Source organism: Pseudarthrobacter sp. AB1 (assembly GCF_014926485.1).
Taxonomy (GTDB): domain Bacteria; phylum Actinomycetota; class Actinomycetes; order Actinomycetales; family Micrococcaceae; genus Arthrobacter.
In genome coordinates this window covers 44,540-63,949 of sequence record NZ_PZKO01000066.1, presented here as the reverse complement: position 1 = coordinate 63,949, position 19,410 = coordinate 44,540, and the positions used below count along the sequence as shown (strand labels likewise).

Sequence of the window (19,410 nt, the reverse complement as noted above, 5' to 3'; positions counted from 1 at the left end):
CGCCGCGAGTCCTCTAAAGGACGTTTACTAAGGGACGTTTACTAAAGGACGTCTACTAAAGGACGTCCACGCCGTCAAGCCTGACCTGGACCGGTTCCGTGCTCCTCTTCGCGGCGGCCGCAGCCTTTGTTGCACGCAGCACCCGGGTGACGGTGGCTGCCTGCCCGTACGCAAAGAACAGCAGGGTCCGGGCGCCCTCCCCAGCTCCCGCGGCACTCCCGGCTCCGCCGGTGGCGGGACCGGTGAGCACCAGCGGGGCCGGCCCTGCGGTCCGCAACGCCACACCGGCGGTGGCCAGCTCCTTCTCGACGGTCCCGGAAAAATGTACGACGGCGGCCCGGGGGCCGGTGATCGAGGCAATCCTGACTGCCGGCGGTAGCTGGAGTTCCATCCGGAGTTCGAGCTCACGCCGGGCGTACCCGGCCGGGTCCCACCGCAGCAACGCGCCAACAGCTACGCTTTCCGTCGCGGTGATGACCACCAGTCCGCCGTCGGACGCCGGACGCACCAAAGCTGCGGCATTGAACCAGCGGCGCACGGTGTCTTCCCCGGCGCGGAGATTCTCCCGGCGCAGCAGGGAGTCGCCGTCGAGGAGCAGGGCCGCAGCATAACCGCCCTCCGCTACGGGCTCGGCCCCGACGGTGGCCACCACCAGCGCCTTGGCGCCGCCAACTCCGGCTTTGATGTTGCCGCCCGAGGACGTAATAACGGGTTTCCCGGGAAATGCCCGGCCCAGCTCTTCAGCAGTCCGCAGGACTCCGGTGGCGCCCTTGCGGAGCTTGTGCCCCGCGCAGTGGGCACACTGCCACTCCGGAGCCGGCATGGAACACCAGCGGCACTGCGGGATCGCAGAGCTGCCGCTGGCTCCGGCCAAGGCCAGAGGGCCCTGGCAGGCCCGGCACCGGGCAGGTTCACGGCAGGTCTCACAGACGAGCGACGGGGCGTAGCCGGCGCGGGCCACCTGCACCAGGACAGGCCCACGTTCCAGCCCGTCCTTGGCGGCACGCCACGCGGCACCGGGAAGCCGCGCAACCAGGGCGAGGGGGTCGCGCTCCTGTTCGAAGCTGTCCGCCGTGTTCAGCACCCGGGGCACAGTCCGTCGTGCGAACGCCCGATCGGCCTCGACTGGCATGGCCCAGCCAGCCTCCACCAGCCGCTGGAGTTCCGTACTCCTGGAATGACCCGCCATCAAGCAGGCGGCGCCTTCCTGGTCCGCTCGCAGCAAGAGGACGTCGCGGCTATGGGCGTACGGGGCGCGCTGTTCGATGTGAAGGTCATCGCCGTCGTCCCAGCAGGCAAGAAGACCCAGCTCCCGGACGGGGGCAAATGCTGCAGAACGCGTACCGATGGCAACGCGTGCGGACCCGGCCAGGAGGCGCAGGAAACTCCTGTAGCGGGGCGTGGGCCCGTCATCGGCCGTCAGCCGCGCTATATCATCGGCGGGCAGCACGGCCAGGAGCGCCTTTTCCAGCTGGTCCAGGTCCCTGTAGTCCGGAACCACCACCACGGCGCCGCGGCCGGAGGCACGGACTGCTGCCACGGCCGTTGCCAGCAGGTGCGGCCATGCGGCCGGGCCGAATCCCTGGAGAGGGTTGAAGACCGCCCGTGGAGATCCGCCGTCCCGCAGGTGGCGGACAAATGCCGGGCCGTTACGGTACCCGGCCCAGTCGGCCTCCGTCCCGGAAGTGACGTCAGGGCCAGTAGCGGCCGCGACGTCGGCAAGCGGACCCGGTGCCGCGGGCTCTGCCGCAGGGGCGGTGAGGAACTCCTTCTCGAGCCTCGCCATGCGCGGAGGCACCGCAACGCGCAGGACGTCGCTGACCGTGCCCGCGTACCTGGCCGCGACGGCGGACACCAGATCCCGGACAGGCGGCGTCAGGACAACGACCGGGGAGACGACCTTCTGGAGGGGCAGCAGGGTGTGGCCGGCGTCGGATTCTGCCGTCCGTTCAATGATGAACCCGGACAGGTCCTGGCCGTTGAAACTGACTTTGACCCGGACGCCGGCCTGCGCGGCCTCATCCAGTTCAGCCGGCACGCTGTAGTCGAAGGGCCGGTCCAGATGCGGCAGCGACGTCTCCACGAATACCCTGGCCACCGGAAGGTGCGCGGCCAGCGGAGGTCCGGACGGCCTGGCCTTCGCCGGGAAGCCCTGCAGCAGCGACAACTGGACTGCGCCGGGAGGGACAGACTCGTCAGAGGCCATGGCAGGCTGGCCTACGCGTTGAAGAAGGCCTTCAGGTCCTCCACCCGGTCCAGTCGCTCCCAGGTGAAGTCGGGATCGTCACGGCCGAAGTGTCCGTGCGCGGCGGTCTTGGCGTAAATGGGACGCTTGAGGTCCAGGGCATCGATGATGGCACGCGGGCGGAGGTCGAAGATCTCCGCGATGGCGGCGCTGATGCGGGCCGGATCCACTGTTTCCGTGCCGAAGGTTTCCACGTACGTGCCCACGGGGCGGGCTTGTCCGATGGCGTAGGCAATCTGGATCTCGGCGCGCTTCGCCAGTCCGGCCGCCACAACGTTCTTGGCAACCCAGCGCATCGCGTAGGCAGCGGAACGGTCTACCTTGGACGGGTCTTTGCCCGAGAAGGCGCCGCCGCCGTGGCGCGCCATGCCGCCGTAGGTGTCCACAATGATCTTGCGTCCGGTCAGGCCGGCGTCACCAACCGGCCCGCCGATGACAAACTCGCCGGCCGGGTTCAGGATGTTGACGGCCCCGGAAATGTCCAGGTTGGCTGCTGCCAACACCGGCTCAATCACAAAAGAGGCGAGGTCCGCGCGCAGGCGGTCCAGGCTGGTTCCTTCGGCGTGCTGGCTGGAGATGACGACGGTTTCCACGGAAACCGGCACGTCCTTGTCGTAGCCGATGGTGACCTGGGTCTTGCCGTCAGGGCGGAGGTAGGAGAGCTCGCCGGACTTGCGCACCTCGGTGAGGCGTTCGGACAGGCGGTGCGCAATCCAGATCGGAACCGGCATGTAGGACGGGGTTTCGTCGCTCGCGTACCCGAACATCAGGCCCTGGTCGCCGGCGCCCTGGAGGTCGTAGTCGTCCTCCTGGCGCCCCTCGCGGGCTTCGAGGGAGTTGAAGACACCGCCGGCGATGTCGTTCGACTGCTGGCCGATAGAGACGGACACACCGCAGCGGGCGCCGTCAAAGCCGTTGGCCGAGGAGTCGTAGCCGATGCCCAGGATGGTCTCCCGGACGATCTGCGGGATTTCAACGTAGGCGTCGGTGGTGACCTCACCGGCAACGTGGACCAGGCCGGTGGTGGCCATGGTCTCCACCGCGACGCGGGACTCGGGATCCGCGGCGAGCAGTGCATCCAGGATGGCGTCACTGATCTGGTCGCAGATCTTGTCCGGGTGGCCTTCAGTGACCGACTCGGACGTGAAGAGCCGGAGGGCGGTGGGCGTAGCCCCGTGCGTGTGGGGAATGTGCAGCGGTAAAGTCACTCAACTACCTTACTGGTTGGGAATCGGACCTCCGGCGGCATGTGTCCCCGTGCTAAGGACACGGTGCGTGGCTTTCGGTCAGGCGCGTGGCGAAACGTGGTTCAGCTCATAGCCGACCCGCGTGATGACGGCCACCGAAACCTCTGTTTTGGATCCGGCGGCCAGTTGTGGTTCGGCACCGGAGCGGGCAAGGATGACTACCGAGTTGCTGTCCTGGCCAAAAACCTTGTCCGCTCCCACATGATTGACCACCAGGAGATCGCAGCCCTTGCGCCTGAGCTTTGCTTCCGCATACAGGAGGACGTCGCCCTGGCCGTCACCGGTTTCGGCCGCGAAGCCGACAATCAGCTGGCTGCTTCGAATGGCCTGGTGTTCGGGAGCATGGTCACGGAGTTCGACCAGTTCCTGGAGGATGTCCGGATTCCGGACCAGGGAAATGACGGGGTCAGCGGTGTCATCACGTTTTTTGATTTTGGTGCCGGAGATCTGTGCGGGACGGAAGTCCGCAACGGCCGCCGCCATAATCACGACGTCGGAATCCGCCGCGGCTGCCAGCATCGCCTCCCGCAATTCCAGCGCAGTCTCAACCGTGACGATGTCGACTCCGGCCGGCGCCGGCACGTCCATGTGGGCGGCGACCAGCCGCACCGTGGCTCCGGCGTTGCGGGCAGCAAGAGCCAGCGCCACACCCTGCTTTCCGGAGGACCGGTTGCCCAGGAAACGGACGGGGTCCAGCGGTTCCCGGGTTCCGCCTGCGCTGACGGTGACGGTACGGCCGGCCAGCGGAAGCTGGTAATCGGACTGACCCTGGGCAAGCGCCATGGCGGCGTCGAAGATGGCTTCGGGCTCAGGCAGGCGGCCGGGACCGGAGTCCGTGCCGGTGAGCCGGCCGCTGGCCGGTTCCAGGACGGCCACTCCCCTGCTTCGCAGCGTGTCAACGTTGGCGCGGGTGGCGGCGTGCTGCCACATTTCTGTGTGCATGGCCGGGGCGAAAAGCACCGGGCCGCTGGCCATCAGCAACGTGTTGGTGAGGAGGTCATTGGCCTGACCGGTGGCAGCGCGCGCCAGCAGGTCCGCCGTCGCCGGTGCCACCACGATCAGGTCCGCCTCATGGCCGAGCCTGACGTGGTTGACCTGGTGCACGTCGTCGAAGACGCTGTTGCTGACCGGGTTCCCGGACAGGGCCTCCCACGTGGCGACACCCACGAATCGGGTAGCCGCTTCGGTGGGAATCACCGTGACATTATGGCCGGCTTCAGTAAAAAGCCGGAGGAGCGATGCGACCTTGTAGGCCGCAATCCCTCCCCCGACTCCGAGGACTATGCGCACGTGACCTCCGTCAACAGGCAGTCTGAACTTACTCTGCGGCCACGATCGGCGTAGAAACGAGCTTGCCTTCGTTGATTTCGCGCAGGGCGATCGACAGCGACTTCTCGTTCAGCTTGGTGTCGACCAGCGGGCCGACGTACTCGAACAGGCCCTCGTGCAGCTGGGCGTAGTAAGCGTTGATCTGACGTGCACGCTTGGCACCGAAGATCACCAGGCCGTACTTGGAATCAGCTGCCTTCAGCAGCTCGTCGATCGGAGGGTTGATGATGCCTTCAAGGTTCGTGGACACGAATTCTCCAAATTCTAACGGGCCGATCCGACCCTGCGTCTAGTGCGGGTGCGGGGTCAGCCCCATGAGTGAAACAAGCTCGTCCGCTGCGCGTCGAACGTCATCATTGATGACGGTGTGGTCAAACTCCGGCTCAGCGGCAAGTTCCAGTTTAGCGGTTTCCAGACGGCGCTGCTGTTCCTGCGCTGTTTCCGTGCCGCGCCCCACCAGCCGGCGGACCATTTCTTCCCAGGTGGGCGGTGCCAGGAACACAAACTGGGCGTCCGGAACGGCCTCTTTGATCTGTCGTGCACCCTGGAGATCGATCTCCAGGAGGACCGACCTGCCGGCGGCGATGGCCTGGTCCACGGAACTCCGCAGCGTGCCGTAGGTGTTTTGGCCGTGGACTACTGCCCACTCCAGGAACTCGCCGGCCGCAATGAGCGACTCAAACTCTTCCCTGGACTTGAAGAAGTAATGGACGCCATCCTGCTCACCGGGCCGTGGAGCGCGGGTAGTGGCCGATACGGAAAGCCAGACTTCGGGGTAGGTATCCCGGATGTAGGTGGACACGGTGCCTTTGCCAACAGCCGTCGGACCAGCGAGGACTGTCAGTCCCGGTTTCTTGCTCACGTATTCCTTTTGGGCGGAGTTTGGGTGCGGGCGCCTCTACGAACGCCCTATTTCTCGTCTATAAAATCTACCAGCGCCTGGCGCTGGTGAATGCCCAGGCCGCGGAGCCGGCGGGACGCCGCGATGCCCAGCTGCTCCATAATGGCGGCAGCCCTGACTTTTCCAATGCCCGGCAGGGCCTCCAGCAGCTCCACCACCCGCATCCGGGCCAAGGCGTCGTCCGCTGCGGAGGCGTCAAGGAGGTCCGCGGCCGATGTCTTGCCGTTCTTGAGGCGATCTTTCGCGGCCGCCCGGGCGGCCCGGGCGGCGGCCGCCTTGTTCAGGGCGGCCGCGCGTTCCGAAGCGGATAAGGGTCGCAGGCTCATGAAGGACACCCCCGGATTCATCGGCTGAGTCCAAGGCGACCGCCATTGGACTTGTCCTGAAACCTACCCCTTGGCGGGCGGTGAATCAATGGATGCCGCCATTAGGCACCTATTCGCCCAGGAGTCCAACAAGCGTGCGCAACGCAGCATTGCGGAGGCCCTGGACCCCGGGACCGGCAGCCAGGATATCCCGGCTGGAGGTCCCCAGGACCTGCGGGTACGCGGCCCCGAACGTCCGGCGCAGGTCCCCAGGGGTGGCCCCCTGCGCGCCCAGTCCCGGGGCGAGGATCGGCCCGCGGACCGACGGCAGGTCCAGGTGCAGGTCAGTCAACGCGGACCCAACGGTGGCGCCGACGACGAGTCCAACGGACCCCAGGCTGCCGGCGTACCGGCTGTTTTCCGCCGCTGCCGCCTCGACGATCCGCCGGGCCACGGAGTCGGCTCCGCCCACATGCTGCACGGATGCCCCCTCCGGATTGGAGGTCAGCGCCAGGACAAAAACGCCGCGACCGTTGTCCGCTGCCAGGTCAAGGGCCGGGCGGAGCGACTCAAACCCCAGGTACGGGCTGAGGGTCACGGAGTCGGCCGCCAGGGACGATCCGTCCCGCAGCCAGGCGTCCGCGTAGGCAGCCATCGTGGAGCCGATATCCCCCCGCTTGGCGTCGGCAATTGTGAGGACCTGCGCCTGCGCTGCCGCGGCCAGGACGTCTTCAAGGACTGCCATCCCGGCCGAACCGTGGCGCTCGTAAAGCGCCACCTGCGGCTTCACCGCGGCAGCGAGGGAACTGACGGCCTCCAGGACAGTCAGCGAGAACCGCCGCAGCCCTGCGGCGTCGTCGGCCAGTCCCCAGTCCTTCAGGAGTGCCGGGTGCGGGTCAATGCCCACGCACAGCGGCCCGCGTGACGCCATGACCGCTCCGAGCCGGGAGCCGAAGGACTCCCGGCCGGCGGGGCTGGCCGAGGTGGAACCGGCCTCAGGCATGCTGCGAAACCGCAGACTCGGCCGCCGCATTCTCCGCGGCTGCCTTCTGGGACGCCACCAGGGCCGCTGCGTGCTCCTGCAGGCTGGTCACCGACCACTCGTAGGTGCGCATGGCTTCGATGGCCTGCACCGCGGCGTTGAACTCGGCCACCGTGGTGATGCAGGGGATGCCGATGGAGGTCGCGGCGGCACGCAGGGCGTAGCCGTCGCTGCGGGCTTCGCCGCCGGAGGGCGTGTTGAAGACCATGTCGATCTCGCCGGCGATGACGAGGTCTGCGATGGTGCCCTCACCTTCGGCGCTGCTGCCCTCGGCGACCTTGCGGACCGTGCTCGCCTGGATGCCGTTGCGGCGCAGGACGTCGGCGGTGCCACCCGTGGAGACGATCTCAAAGCCGAGGTCCGAAAGGCGCTTGACAGCCATGATGACCGCACGCTTGTCCCGGTTGGCCACGGAAACGAAGATCTTGCCTTCCGTGGGCAGGGCGTTGTTCGCGGCTGCCTGGCTCTTGGCGAAGGCGGTGTCGAAGTGCTTGTCGATGCCCATGACTTCGCCGGTGGAGCGCATCTCCGGGCCGAGCAGCGAGTCCACAACCTTGCCTTCGGGGGTACGGAAGCGGCTGAACGGAAGCACGGCTTCCTTGACCGATACGGGAGCGTCGAGCGGCAGCGTGGAGCCGTCGCCGGTTTCCGGCAGTATCTTGTAGGCGGTCCGGAGCTGGTGGATGGTCACGCCAGTGCCGATCAGCGCGGCGGCCTTGGCCATCTGGACTCCAGTGGCCTTGGAGACGAACGGCACGGTGCGCGACGCACGCGGGTTCGCTTCGAGCACGTAGAGAACATCTGAAGCCAGCGCGAACTGGATGTTGATCAAGCCGCGGACGCCCACACCCTCGGCGATGGCTCGGGTTGCTGTGCGGACACGTTCAATCACGTTGTTGCCCAGCGTGATGGGAGGCAGGACACACGCGGAGTCGCCGGAGTGGATTCCGGCCTCCTCGATGTGTTCCATGATGCCGCCGAGGTACATGTCGGTGCCGTCGAAGAGCGCATCGACGTCGATTTCGACGGCATCCTCCAGGAACCGGTCGATCAGCACCGGGTGGTCCGGGGTGATTTCCGTGGCGTTGGCGATGTACCGGGAGAGGTTCGGCTCGTCATAGACGATTTCCATGCCACGGCCGCCGAGCACGTAGGACGGGCGGACCAGGACGGGATAGCCGATCTCGTCGGCGATCTTCTTGGCGTCGTCGAAGGACACCGCGGTGCCGTTCTTCGGGGCGATCAGCCCGGCGTTGTCGAGCACGCGGGAGAACTCGCCGCGGTGCTCGGCAAGGTCGATCGCTTCCGGGGATGTGCCAAGGATGGGGACACCGGCGTCGGCCAGCTGCTGTGCCAGCTTCAGCGGAGTCTGGCCACCCAGCTGCACAAAGACGCCCATCACGCCGCCGGTGCGTTCCTCAGCGGCGATGACCTCGAGGACGTCCTCAAGGGTCAGCGGCTCGAAGTACAGGCGGGTGGAGACGTCGTAGTCGGTGGAGACCGTCTCAGGGTTGCAGTTGACCATCACGGTCTCGTAGCCGGCCTTGCGCAGCGCCATGGACGCGTGGACGCAGGAGTAGTCGAATTCGATGCCCTGGCCGATGCGGTTGGGGCCGGAGCCGAGGATCAGGATGGACGGCTTGGAGTGCAGCGCAATCTCGTCCTCCTCGTCGTAGGACGAGTAGTGGTACGGGGTGTAGGCGGCGAACTCGGCGGCGCAGGTGTCCACGGTCTTGTAGACCGGTCGGATCCCGAGGGCCTGCCGGACACCGCGGACCACGGCTTCGGAGTTGTGCGTCAGAGAACCGATCTGCTCGTCCGAGAAGCCGTGGCGCTTGGCGCGCTTGAGCATCTCCACGGTCAGGGATCCGGCCTGGCGAATCTCGTGGGAGATCTCGTTGAGCAGCTGGAGCTGGTCCAGGTACCAGGGATCGATCTTGGTGGCTTCGAACAGCTGTTCCACGGTGGCGCCGCCGAGCAGGGCGCGCTGGACCTGGTGCAGGCGTTCCGTGGTAGGCCGCTTGGCCTTTTCGATCAGCTCCGGGACTTCCCATTCGGGGACGGAGGTGAAGTCCAGCTGCGAGCCCTTCTGCTCCAGGGAGCGGAGGGCCTTCTGCAGCGCTTCGGTGAAGTTGCGGCCCATGGCCATGGCTTCGCCCACGGACTTCATGGTGGTGGTCAGGGTGTCGTCAGCGGCCGGGAACTTCTCGAAGGCGAAGCGCGGAACCTTGACCACCACGTAGTCCAGGGTGGGTTCGAACGACGCCGGCGTCTTCTGCGTGATGTCGTTCGGGATCTCGTCCAGGGTGTAGCCGAGGGAGAGCTTGGTGGCGATCTTGGCGATGGCGAAGCCCGTGGCCTTGGACGCCAGGGCGGAGGACCGGGACACACGCGGGTTCATCTCGATGACCACTACCCGGCCGGTGTCCGGCTCGATGGCGAACTGGATGTTGCAGCCGCCGGTGTCCACGCCCACCTCACGGATGACGGCGATGGAGATATCCCGCAGCCGCTGGTATTCGCGGTCGGTCAGGGTCAGTGCCGGTGCCACGGTGATGGAGTCGCCGGTGTGCACGCCCACGGGGTCGAAGTTCTCAATGGAGCAGACCACCACGACGTTGTCGTTTTTGTCGCGCATCATCTCAAGCTCGTATTCCTTCCAGCCGAGGATGCTTTCTTCGAGCAGCACTTCGGTGGTGGGGCTGTACTGCAGGCCCTGGCCGACGATGCGGCGCAGGTCATTTTCGTTGTACGCGAGGCCGGAGCCCAGGCCGCCCATGGTGAAGGAGGGCCTGACCACCATGGGGTAACCGAGATCCTCGGCGGCTGTGAACGCCTCGTCCAAGGAGTGGATGATGTGGCTGCGGGCCGATTCGGCGCCGCAGCGTGCCACGACGCCCTTGAACTTTTCGCGGTCCTCGCCGAGCTCGATGGCGGCGATGTTCGCGCCGATGAGCTCCACGTTGTACTTTGCCAGCACGCCGTTCTTGTCCAGCGCGATGGCCGTGTTCAGCGCGGTCTGCCCGCCAAGGGTGGGCAGGATGGCGTCCGGGCGCTCCTTGGCGATGATCTTCTCCACCACCTCGGGGGTGATGGGCTCGATGTAGGTGGCATCGGCGAACTCGGGGTCCGTCATGATGGTGGCCGGGTTCGAGTTCACCAGGATGACCCGCAGGCCCTCCTCCTTGAGGACACGCAGTGCCTGGGTGCCGGAGTAATCGAACTCCGCGGCCTGGCCGATGACGATCGGGCCGGAACCGATGACCAGGACGCTCTTAAGGTCAGTTCTCTTGGGCATTACTTCTTGTCCTCAGTCTTGGAATCGGTGGTGTTCTTGGTGCCGGCTGCCTTGGTGTCCGCCATCAGATCGATGAAACGGTCAAACAGGTAAGCGGCGTCGTGCGGGCCGGCTGCGGCTTCCGGGTGGTACTGCACCGAGAAGGCGGGGATGTCCAGGCACGCGAGGCCTTCGACGACGTCGTCGTTGAGGCTGATGTGGCTGACCTCGACCCGGCCGTAGCGCTCCTCGGGAGCCTGGGTGGCGCCGTCGAGCGGTGCGTCCACGGCGAAGCCGTGGTTCTGCGAGGTGATCTCCACCTTGCCGGTACGGCGGTCCAGTACGGGCTGGTTGATGCCGCGGTGGCCGTAACGGAGCTTGTAGGTGCCGAAGCCCAGGGCGCGGCCCAGGATCTGGTTGCCGAAGCAGATGCCGAAGTACGGCAGCTTCTCGTCCAGGACGGAGCGGAGCAGCTTGACCTGGACGTCGGCTGTGGCGGGGTCGCCCGGGCCGTTGGACATAAAAAAGCCGTCCGGATTGACGGCTTTGACGTCCGCGAGGGTGGAGGTTGCCGGCAGGACATGCACCCGGACGCCGCGCTCGGCGAAGCGGATGGGGGTCATGGCCTTGATGCCGAGGTCTATCGCGGCAATGCTGAAGCGCGGCTCGCCGTCCCAGCCGTGGTCCTGGGGGTCCACCACGTAAGCCTCGCTGACGCTGACTTCCTCGGCCAGGCGGGCGCCTTCCATCGGGGCGCTGGCCAGGACCGCGTCAAGGAATTCCTTGTCCGTAGCCTTCGCGGCCGCACCCGAGAAGATGCCGGCGCGCATGGTCTTGTGCTCGCGCAGGTGGCGGGTGATGGCGCGGGTGTCCACGCCCTGGATGCCCACGATCCCCTGCTCGATGAGTTCCTCGTCCAGGGATCGTTCGGAGCGCCAGTTGGAGGGGCGGCGGGCGGCGTCGCGGACGATGTAGCCGGCCACCCAGATGCGCCGGGATTCGGCGTCCTCGCTGTTCACACCGGTGTTGCCGATGTGCGGCGCGGTCTGCACCACCAGCTGGCGGGCGTAGGAGGGGTCGGTGATGGTTTCCTGGTAGCCGGTCATGCCCGTGGCAAACACAGCCTCGCCCAGGGCAGTGCCCTGCGCGCCGTAGCTGGTGCCACGGAACATGCGGCCGTCCTCCAGGACGAATACTGCCGGGGTGGGAACTGCGGTGGAAAGGGCTGCTGATGCCGCAGTCTCTGCTTGTGCTGTAGCTGTTTCTGTCACTGTCTTACTTTCCACTCTGGGGATCCTGGGAATGTTCCTGCGGGGCCGCTGCGATCAATTGCTGAAGGGAGTCATAGAGGGCGTCTTTGTCGACGGCCCGGCGGGTCCGGAAGCCGGTGTCGAGTTCGTGCGCTCCGAGGTCCCAGGTGAGGACCAGGAGGCCGTCCTTTTCCACGAACTTGCCGGCCATTCCGCTCTCCTGCCGGATGGCGGTGAGGCTTCCCGCCGGGATGTAGAGCGCCGGGGCACCGGTTCTGTCGAAGAGGACGCCGTGCGGGTACACGCTGAGCACAGCATTGGTCCGGATGCCAAGCCTGTGCACCGCGATCCGGTCCAGCCAGTCTCCAGCGGTGGTGGACGCAACGTACTGGCCGTCGGCCCCGGCGAGCGGCACGCCCGGCGCCTCTGGCACGTCGGGCAACCGGCCGACGTCGGCCTGCCGCCTGAGTCGGTTACGCCAGCCTGCCCAGATCATCAGCAGGACGACGGCGATGAGCACCGTTGTGATGAGGCCGGTGAGTAGTTTGGTGTCCATCAGGAGGCGCCTGCCGCGGACGCCGCCGATTCGCGGTACGGCGTGTTGAGCTTGCCGTCCAGGACGGTGGGGTGGCCCTTGTAGAAGGTGGCCACTACCTTGCCCGGCAGCTCCAGGCCGGCGAACGGGGAGTTGCGTCCCATGGTTGCCATCTTGGCTGGGTCAACGGTCCAACGGGCAGCCGGGTCCACCAAAACAATGTTGGCGGGTTCGCCGACGTCCAATGGGCGGCCCTGGTCCGTCATCCGGCCGATCTGCGCCGCTGCGGTGGAGGTCACGCGGGCGAAATCGGCCCAGGTCATGAGGCCGGTTTCGATCATGGTGTGCTGGACCACGGACAGGGCGGTTTCCAGCCCGGTCATGCCCATCGCGGCCTGCGCCCACTCGCATTCCTTGTGCTCGCTCGGGTGCGGTGCGTGGTCGGTGCCCACCACGTCAATGGTGCCGTCCGCCAGGCCGGCGCGCAGTGCCTGGACATCAGCATCCGTCCGCAGCGGCGGGTTGACCTTGTACACAGGGTTGTAGCTGCGGACCAGGTCGTCGGTGAGCAGGAGGTGGTGCGGGGTGACTTCGGCGGTGACGTTGATTCCGCGTTCCTTGGCCCAGCGGATGATCTCCACGGAGCCGGCGGTGGAGACGTGGCAGACGTGCAGACGGGAGTCCACGTGCTGCGCCAGCAGGACGTCACGGGCGATGATGCTCTCCTCGGCCACCGCCGGCCAGCCGGTGAGCCCCAGGACGGCGGAGACGGCGCCCTCGTTCATCTGGGCTCCGGCGGTAAGGCGGGGTTCCTGCGCGTGCTGGGCCACCACGCCGTCGAACGCTTTGACATACTCAAGGGCGCGGCGCATCAGCACGGGGTCGTGGACGCAGATGCCGTCGTCGGAGAACATGCGGACCTGGGCGCGGGAATCTGCCATGGCGCCGAGTTCGGCCAGCTGCTCGCCGGCCAGGCCGACGGTCACGGCGCCGACGGGACGGACGTCCACCCAGCCGGCTGCGCGGCCCAGGCTGTGGACCTGTTCCACCACACCGGCGGTATCTGCCACCGGGTTGCTGTTGGCCATGGCATGGACCGCTGTGAAGCCGCCCAGGGCGGCGGCGCGGGTGCCGGTCTCTACGGTTTCGGCATCTTCGCGGCCGGGTTCGCGCAGGTGTGTGTGCACGTCCACCATGCCGGGCAGTGCCACCAGGCCGGCGGCTTCGATGACGGTGGCACCGTCCGCGTCCTTGTGGGTGCCAGCGGCTGCGCCCCGGGCGGCGATGACGCCGTCACTGATGAGCAGGTCCTCGGCCCCGGCGCCCAGGATCGATGCACCGCGGATCAGGTAAGTTCCGTTGTTCTCTGCCATCAGTTGCTCTCCTTGGTGGAATGGGCGGCGTTTGAACGCGCTGCATTGGTGTGGGCTGCGCCAGCTGAGACGGCTGGTTCGCGGGTATCCCCGGAGAGCAGCAGATAGAGGGTGGCCATCCGGACCGAGACGCCGTTGCGCACCTGTGCAAGCACAGTGGAACGGGGCGAGTCGGCGGCAGCGGAAGAAATCTCCAGGCCACGGTTCATGGGTCCGGGATGCATGATGATGGTGTCCTTCAGTCCCAGGCTGTCCAGGGCCCGGAGCCGGTTGTCGTCAAAGCCCCAGCGGCGCGAGTATTCGCGGGTGGAGGGGAAGAACGAGGCATTCATCCGCTCGCCCTGCACACGCAGCATCATCACGGCGTCCACACCCTGCGCCAGGGTGTCATCCATGTTGTAGCTGACCTTGCACGGCCAGTGTTCGACGCCGATGGGCAGCAGGGTGGGTGGTGCCACGAGGGTGACGTCGGCGCCGAGGGTGCGGAGCAGCCAAACGTTGGAGCGGGCCACGCGGGAGTGCAGGACATCCCCGGCGATGGCTACCCGCATGCCTTTGAGGTCTGCCCCGATGGACGAGGAGCCCGCCAGTTTTGACCAGTGCCGGCGCATGGTGAAGGCGTCCAGGAGGGCCTGCGTGGGGTGTTCGTGGGTGCCGTCGCCGGCATTGATGACGGCGGCATCAATCCAGTCGGTCGCGGCGAGACGATGCGGCGCGCCCGAGGCCCAGTGCCGGATCACGACGGCGTCCGCACCCATGGCTGCCAGCGTCTGGGCTGTGTCCTTGAGTGATTCGCCCTTGGAGACTGAGGAGCCCTTCGCGGCGAAGTTGATGACGTCGGCGGACAGCCTCTTGGCGGCCGCTTCGAAAGAGATCCGCGTGCGGGTTGAGTCTTCGAAGAAGAGGTTCACCACGGTGCGGCCGCGGAGGGCCGGGAGCTTTTTTACTTCGCGGTCCCCGACGGCAGCCATTTCTTCTGCGGTGTCGAGGATACGGATGGCGTTGGCCAGGCTGAGGTCTTCAGTGGAGAGGAGGTGTTTCACGCGCCACCCTCGATAACCACTTCGTTGACTACGGAGCCGTCGGCGGCGGTGTCGGTTTCCTCAAGGCGGACCCGGACCTTCTCGGCGGACGACGTGGGCAGGTTCTTGCCCACGTGGTCCGCCCTGATGGGCAGCTCACGGTGCCCGCGGTCAATCAGGACAGCGAGCCGGACGATCCGGGGACGGCCGAGGTCGATGATGGCGTCAAGGGCGGCACGGATGGTGCGGCCGGAGTACAGGACATCATCGATGAGCACCACAACCTTGTTATCGATTCCGGTCCGCGGGAGCTGGGTGGGGTACGGCGGCCTGGTGGGCTGGTGGGAGAGGTCATCGCGGAACATGGTGACGTCCAGCTGCCCGACAATGGCGGTGGCGTCCACGGTGGGATCGGCGGCGGCAATCTTGTGTGCAAGGCGGACGGCCAGCGGGTAACCGCGGCGCGGGATGCCCAGCAGGACCAGGTCCTTGGACCCTTTGTTGGCCTCAAGGATCTCATGGGCGATTCGAGTGAGTGCACGGTCAATGTCCGCCTGGTTGAGGACAACCCTGGCTGGAACCGGTGCGTTTGTGACAGAAGTCAAACTCTCGTCTCCCCTTTCCCCGCCTCACGGGACGGAATTAAAAAAGGATCATTTGCGCTTCAAAATTACCACATCGGCAGGGGCATCATAGGCTTCCAATATGTCCATGCACCCTCATCAGCCGGGTTCCGGCCAGGCCGGCGGGCCGGCCGGTCCACGGGATCCCTTCCCCAGTCAGGCCAACCCCAGTTGGATGGGCCGGGTGGAACCGGAATACTACCGCCCGGCGCCCGGCGCCAACGCAGCTCCCCTGCCGCCCCTGGGGCCTCCGCCGGCAGGTCTGGCGGGCAGGCGGTCCACCGGCCTCCTGGCACTGACTGTGGGGGGCGCCGCCCTCGTCTTTCTCAGCCTGTTCCTGGTGGTGCCCTTCCTTCTCGCCAACACCACCGTGGGCGGATTCATGGTGGGGCTTGTGCTGTCACTGATTCCGCTGTCCGCAGTGCTCCTGGCTGTCTACCTGATCGACCGGTGGGAACCTGAACCCAAGCGGCTCCTGCTCTTCGCGTTTACCTGGTGCGCGGCCGGGCCATCGCCGAATCCGCCAACCCCGGAACGGACCTGGCCCAGGTCTTCCTGCTCCGTGGGGTGATGTCCCCGTTCGCGCATGCCATCTTCACCGGAACCACCGGGCTCATCATGGGTTTCGCCGCCCGCCGCTGGCACTCCGGAGCCTCCGTGCTGGCCTTTGTCATCGGACTGATCCCGGCCATGCTGCTGCACAACCGGTGGAACAGCATGGGCGCGGGGTTCCTGGCGGAGTACATCCTGATCCAGGTGCCCATCTTTGTGCTGGCCGTTGTGGGGATCATCCTGCTCCGTGTGGCCGAGAACCGGCTGACGCGCCAACGGCTGATGGAATATTCAGCGGCCGGATGGTTCAGCCCCGCCGAGGTGGAACTGTTGGCCACACCACGCGGCAGGCGTACCGCGCTGCAGTGGGCCGCCGGCTACAACCGCCGTCCACAGATGAAGGCCTTCCTGCACTCCACCACCCGGCTCGCCTTCACCAGACAGCGTATCCTCAGTGGCCGCGATGTCCGGCTTCACCAGCTGGAGGAACAGCAGCAGCTGCAACGGATTCTGGCCCTGCGCGGCGCCGTCGCCGGCTGACCCTGGCGCAACGCGGTTAGGCCGGCCATGTCCCCTGGTGTGCCTTCGACAGTGCGGTCATGGACAGTGCCTCATCGAGGACTTTGCCGAAGTTCGCTGCATCGTGGGCGAACCGGCCCAGGAAAAGTCCGGAGACGCCGTCGAGCGCGGGCAGCAGCCCTGGCTTGGCCGACCCGCCATAGATGACCGGCAGCGCCCCCAATGCGCTGCCTGCCTCGTGCGAATGGGCAGCCAGCAGCGTTCGGAGTGAACGCACGACGGCGGCGACATAGCCTGCGCCGGCGGGCTCGGCTTCGCCAATGGCCCAGACCGGTTCGTAGGCAATCACCAGACGGGTCGCCAGGGCCCAGTCACCGCCGACGGCGTCGCTGATCTGCTGATGGACAAACGCAGCCGCCTGATCGGCTCCGTTCCCGGTTGTTCCATGGCGTGTGTCCTCACCCACGCACAGCAGCGGGGTGATGCCGGCGTCGTCGGCTGCCCTGACCTTCCGGGCGATCATGGCGCTGTCCTCGCCGAAATGCCGCCGCCGTTCGGCGTGGCCGATCTCCACGATGGCTACCCCCAGCTCCGCCAGTTGTGACGGCGACACCTCACCCGTCCACGGCCCGTCCGCCCAGCCGCAGTTCTGGGCGCCCAGCAGCAGCGGTGATCCTGCGAGGACGCTGCCGGCGGCCGGAATCACCGGGAACGATGGGATCACAAACGGGACTACCCGCCCGGCCGCAAGGGCCGGACGGGAGTCCACTTCGTGCAGTATGCGGTCCAACCAGTCCAGGCAGTCCCGGTAGCCCATATACATTTTGGTGCTGACGCCGACGTAGCGGATCTCCGGGATGCCGCCTTGGTCGGCGCTGCTGCGTTCAGACATGGTGTCCGGTCACTTGTTGTCGAGCAGATCGTCCGCCTTGTTGCGGAACCTCTTCGTGGCGTACATCATGATGGCCGCCACGAACGGAAGCACACCCAGGGCGTACACGCCCATGGTGCCGGTGTCCGACGCGGTGGCCTGGTTGACCGTGGTCCGCAGGATGGGGGCCACGAAGCCGCCCAGGTTGCCCAGCGAGTTGATCAGGCCGATGCCCGCTGCGGCCGCAGTTCCGGTGAGGAACGCCGTCGGGTACGACCAGGCGATGGGACCGATCGAGAGGAAACTGCACACCGCGAGGGTGATGAAGATGATGCCCAGCACCGGGAGGTGGTTGGAGCCCGCCCACGCCGAGCCGAAGATGCACAGGCCGGTGGAGATAAAGAGGCCTGTGCCCCAAACGCGGCGGCGGACGATGGTGTTGGCCGCTTTGCCGATAAAGTAGCACGCGAAGATGCCGAAGAACCATGGGATGGCCGCCAGCAGGCCCACTTCGATGCCCACCTTCTGCCCGGTGAGCTGCGCCACCTGCTGCGGCAGGTAGAACGTCACGCCGTACACGGCGATCTGGAGGCAGAAGTAGATGGCGGTGAAGTACCAGACCTTGCGGTTCTTCATGGCGGCGAGGACACCGCGGGGGCCGTCCTTTTCCTTGACGCTGTCTTCCAGGGCCATAACGTCCTGGAGCGCCTTCTTCTCGTCCTTGTCCAGGAATTTCGCGTCCTGCGGGGAGTTGATGAGGAAGAAGTAGGCGGCAACACCGGCGAGTACCGCCAGCATGCCTTCGATGAAGAACATAGCCTGCCAGCCGGCAACGCCGGGAACCTGGTCGCCGATGTTGATGAGCCACCCGGACAGCGGGGCGCCCATCATCTGGGAGAACGGCTGTGCCAGGTAGAAGATGGCGAACATCTTGACGCGGACCTTGTTGGGGAACCAGGCGGCCAGGAACATGATGACGCCCGGGAACAGGCCGGCCTCGGTCACGCCGAGCAGGAAACGCAGGATGATGAAGGACGTTTCGCCCTGGACGAAAGCGAAGCAGGCGGAGACGATGCCCCACGTGATGGCGATGCGGGCCAGCCACATCTTGGCGCCGAACTTGGTCAGCAGCAGGTTCGAGGGGATCTCGAACAGTGCGTAGCCGATGAAGAAGATACCCGCACCGAGGGCATATGCGCCGGCGGTGATGCCCCTGTCCACTTCCAGCGCTGCCTCGGCGAAGCCCACGTTGGTGCGGTCCAGGAATGCCACGACGTACAGGATGACGAGCATCGGCATCAGCCGGAAGGATGCTTTGGAGATCGCCAATTTGAGGACTGGCGAATCCAGTAACTCCTTGGTGGCGTTTGTTCCAGTGGTGACAGTCATTCAAACTCCTCGTTGAGTAAGCAGGTGAGCAAATCAGGGGAAGGTGGAGCGATTAGAGCGGGAATGCGATGAGCATTGCGCCGACCAGGCAGGCGAACACGCCCACAGCCAGGTAGATTCGGCGTTCCTTGGTCCAGGGGCCCATGGTGGTCCTTCCTAGTGCATGTAGAGCCCGCCATCCACGTTCAGCGTCTGGCCGGAGATGTATCCGGCGTCCTCGCTGATGAGGAAGGCGATGGCTGCTGCGATATCGCGGGTGGAACCGACGCGGTTGACCACGAGGTCCTTGGTGAGTTCGTCCTTGCGTTCCTGGCTGAGGGTGCCGCCCATGATGTCCGTGTCGATGGGGCCGGGGGAAATCGCGTTGACCGTGATGTCGTACTCCCCCAGTTCGCGGGCGGTGGCACGGGTCAGGCCGATGACCCCTGCCTTCGCCGCGGAGTACGGCGTCTTGGAGAAAGTGCCGCCGCCACGCTGCGCGGAGACGGATGAGATGTTCACGATGCGTCCAATCCGGTTCTTCGCCATGGATTCGGCGACGCGGCGGGTGGCGTAATGGACTCCGTTGAGGTTGATGCTCATGACGCGGTCCCATTCCGCGGCGTCCAGTTCAAGGTACGGAACAGGTGAGCTGACACCGGCCACGTTGGCCAGTGCGACGACCTGCGGCAACTGTGCTTCGATCGAGTCGATGGCTGCACGGACTGAGGCTTCGTCGCCGATGTTGGCACCGACGCCGTGGGTTTTTACGCCGTATTGGGTGGCGATTTCCTTGGCGGTGGCCTGGGACTGGGCGTCATCCAGATCGATGATGCCGATGTTCCAGCCCTGGGCGGCAAGGTAGCCTGCCGTCGCGCGGCCGATACCGCGCTCGGAGACGGCCCCGGTGATGATGGCGGTGCGTTCGGTGGGAAAAGTCATGGAAATGCT

16 protein-coding genes and 1 pseudogene are annotated in these 19,410 nt (G+C 66.2%); 1 reads left to right on the top strand and 16 read right to left on the bottom strand.

What is annotated here, in order from left to right; translation table 11 throughout:
• Window positions 1-55: 55 nt before the first annotated feature.
• The 13 genes from DAD99_RS17995 to pyrR form a co-directional block, all read right to left on the bottom strand.
• The gene (locus tag DAD99_RS17995) at window positions 56-2,206 is read right to left on the bottom strand and encodes a primosomal protein N' (RefSeq protein ID WP_193342599.1); all 2,151 of its coding nucleotides are present in this window, start codon (window positions 2,204-2,206) and stop codon (window positions 56-58) included.
• An 11-nt stretch (window positions 2,207-2,217) separates the two neighbouring features.
• Complete coding sequence (gene metK, locus DAD99_RS17990) at window positions 2,218-3,453, bottom strand: methionine adenosyltransferase (RefSeq protein ID WP_185260632.1); 1,236 nt, start codon at window positions 3,451-3,453, stop codon at window positions 2,218-2,220.
• A 78-nt stretch (window positions 3,454-3,531) separates the two neighbouring features.
• Window positions 3,532-4,782 carry a bifunctional phosphopantothenoylcysteine decarboxylase/phosphopantothenate--cysteine ligase CoaBC gene (gene coaBC, locus DAD99_RS17985; RefSeq protein ID WP_193342598.1) on the bottom strand — a complete coding sequence of 417 codons (1,251 nt, stop codon included), beginning with the start codon at window positions 4,780-4,782 and terminating at the stop codon, window positions 3,532-3,534.
• 28 nt (window positions 4,783-4,810) lie between these two features.
• The gene (rpoZ, locus tag DAD99_RS17980; protein WP_185260634.1) at window positions 4,811-5,071 is read right to left on the bottom strand and encodes a DNA-directed RNA polymerase subunit omega; all 261 of its coding nucleotides are present in this window, start codon (window positions 5,069-5,071) and stop codon (window positions 4,811-4,813) included.
• A 39-nt stretch (window positions 5,072-5,110) separates the two neighbouring features.
• The gene (gene gmk / locus DAD99_RS17975) at window positions 5,111-5,683 is read right to left on the bottom strand and encodes a guanylate kinase (protein ID WP_193342597.1); all 573 of its coding nucleotides are present in this window, start codon (window positions 5,681-5,683) and stop codon (window positions 5,111-5,113) included.
• Window positions 5,684-5,730: 47 nt separating this feature from the next.
• Window positions 5,731-6,048 carry an integration host factor, actinobacterial type gene (gene mihF / locus DAD99_RS17970; protein ID WP_181577315.1) on the bottom strand — a complete coding sequence of 106 codons (318 nt, stop codon included), beginning with the start codon at window positions 6,046-6,048 and terminating at the stop codon, window positions 5,731-5,733.
• Window positions 6,049-6,157: 109 nt separating this feature from the next.
• Window positions 6,158-7,030 (bottom strand): orotidine-5'-phosphate decarboxylase, encoded by an 873-nt coding sequence (gene pyrF / locus DAD99_RS17965; RefSeq protein WP_193342596.1) that lies wholly within the window; start codon window positions 7,028-7,030, stop codon window positions 6,158-6,160.
• Window positions 7,023-10,367: a carbamoyl-phosphate synthase large subunit gene (gene carB, locus DAD99_RS17960; RefSeq protein WP_193342595.1), complete on the bottom strand. Its 3,345-nt coding sequence runs from the start codon at window positions 10,365-10,367 to the stop codon at window positions 7,023-7,025. Before carB ends, pyrF begins: the two co-directional genes overlap by 8 nt.
• Window positions 10,367-11,641, bottom strand: coding sequence for a glutamine-hydrolyzing carbamoyl-phosphate synthase small subunit (gene carA, locus DAD99_RS17955; RefSeq protein ID WP_193342625.1), 1,275 nt, complete (start codon window positions 11,639-11,641; stop codon window positions 10,367-10,369). The genes carB and carA overlap by 1 nt, the downstream gene beginning before the upstream one ends.
• Window positions 11,622-12,152 (bottom strand): hypothetical protein, encoded by a 531-nt coding sequence (locus DAD99_RS17950; protein WP_193342594.1) that lies wholly within the window; start codon window positions 12,150-12,152, stop codon window positions 11,622-11,624. Before DAD99_RS17950 ends, carA begins: the two co-directional genes overlap by 20 nt.
• On the bottom strand, window positions 12,152-13,504 hold the full coding sequence (locus DAD99_RS17945; protein WP_193342593.1) for a dihydroorotase: 1,353 nt from the start codon (window positions 13,502-13,504) through the stop codon (window positions 12,152-12,154). Before DAD99_RS17945 ends, DAD99_RS17950 begins: the two co-directional genes overlap by 1 nt.
• A complete protein-coding gene (locus tag DAD99_RS17940) occupies window positions 13,504-14,547 on the bottom strand; it encodes an aspartate carbamoyltransferase catalytic subunit (protein WP_193342592.1) in 1,044 nt (347 codons plus the stop codon). The genes DAD99_RS17945 and DAD99_RS17940 overlap by 1 nt, the downstream gene beginning before the upstream one ends.
• The gene (gene pyrR, locus DAD99_RS17935; protein WP_056340241.1) at window positions 14,544-15,131 is read right to left on the bottom strand and encodes a bifunctional pyr operon transcriptional regulator/uracil phosphoribosyltransferase PyrR; all 588 of its coding nucleotides are present in this window, start codon (window positions 15,129-15,131) and stop codon (window positions 14,544-14,546) included. Before pyrR ends, DAD99_RS17940 begins: the two co-directional genes overlap by 4 nt.
• 100 nt (window positions 15,132-15,231) lie before the next feature.
• Between pyrR and DAD99_RS17930 the strand changes: the two are divergent.
• Window positions 15,232-16,241: pseudogene (locus DAD99_RS17930) on the top strand (PrsW family intramembrane metalloprotease).
• Window positions 16,242-16,257: 16 nt separating this feature from the next.
• Here DAD99_RS17930 and DAD99_RS17925 read toward each other — a convergent pair.
• The 3 genes from DAD99_RS17925 to DAD99_RS17915 form a co-directional block, all read right to left on the bottom strand.
• Window positions 16,258-17,112 (bottom strand): triose-phosphate isomerase family protein, encoded by an 855-nt coding sequence (locus DAD99_RS17925; RefSeq protein ID WP_193342591.1) that lies wholly within the window; start codon window positions 17,110-17,112, stop codon window positions 16,258-16,260.
• Window positions 17,113-17,121: 9 nt separating this feature from the next.
• Window positions 17,122-18,480 carry an MFS transporter gene (locus DAD99_RS17920; RefSeq protein WP_193342590.1) on the bottom strand — a complete coding sequence of 453 codons (1,359 nt, stop codon included), beginning with the start codon at window positions 18,478-18,480 and terminating at the stop codon, window positions 17,122-17,124.
• A 156-nt stretch (window positions 18,481-18,636) separates the two neighbouring features.
• Window positions 18,637-19,401: an SDR family NAD(P)-dependent oxidoreductase gene (locus DAD99_RS17915; RefSeq protein ID WP_193342589.1), complete on the bottom strand. Its 765-nt coding sequence runs from the start codon at window positions 19,399-19,401 to the stop codon at window positions 18,637-18,639.
• Window positions 19,402-19,410 lie beyond the last annotated feature (9 nt).